This window comes from Bradyrhizobium sp. BRP22 (assembly GCF_020194175.1).
In the GTDB taxonomy this organism is placed as follows: domain Bacteria; phylum Pseudomonadota; class Alphaproteobacteria; order Rhizobiales; family Xanthobacteraceae; genus Bradyrhizobium.
Genome location: NZ_JADYVX010000113.1, coordinates 1 through 668 on the forward strand (window position 1 = coordinate 1; position 668 = coordinate 668).

Annotated in this window: 1 protein-coding gene; it reads right to left on the reverse strand. The window is 68.3% G+C overall.

From position 1 onward, the window contains the following. On the reverse strand, positions 1–668 hold a 668-nt coding region (locus I6F35_RS39600; protein ID WP_225122968.1), incomplete at both ends, for an AMP-binding protein.

The window sequence follows — 668 nt, forward strand, 5'->3', positions numbered from 1 at the left end:
TTGCGCCCGATGCGCTCGACACCAAGGAGCTCGGCCCAGATCTGCGCCAGCGTCGTCTCGACCGCACCTTGCGGCGACTGGTAGGCCGCCAGCGCATAGGCCTGATCGGCCGGCGCCGGCAGCGCGTTCCGATCGAGCTTGCCATTCACCGTGAGCGGAAGCGCCGCCAGACGCACGAACGCACTCGGCACCATGTAGTCCGGCAGCCGCGCACTTAAGTGCGCCCGCAAGGCGCCCGCAACCCCGCCTCTATCGCCCTCGTGTGAGCCGGCTTCGGGCGCGCAGACCACATAGGCGATCAGATGCTTGTCGCCGGCGCCGTTCTGGCGCGCCACCACCACCGCCTCGCGCACCCAGGCGTGCTCGCAAAGCCGCGTGACGATCTCGCCCGGCTCGATGCGATAGCCGCGGATCTTCACCTGATCGTCGTTGCGGCCCAGGAACTCAAGATTGCCGTCCGGCAGATAACGTGCAAGGTCGCCGGTCCGGTACAGCCGATCGCCCTCGACAAAGGGACTGGCGATGAACCGCTCCGCGGTCAGCTCAGGGCGGTTGAGGTAGCCCCGTGCCACCCCCGCCCCGCCAATGTAAAGCTCACCCACCGCGCCGAACGGCACGGGCGCGCCATGGCCATCCAGCAAGTACACCCGCGTGTTGGCGATTGGACG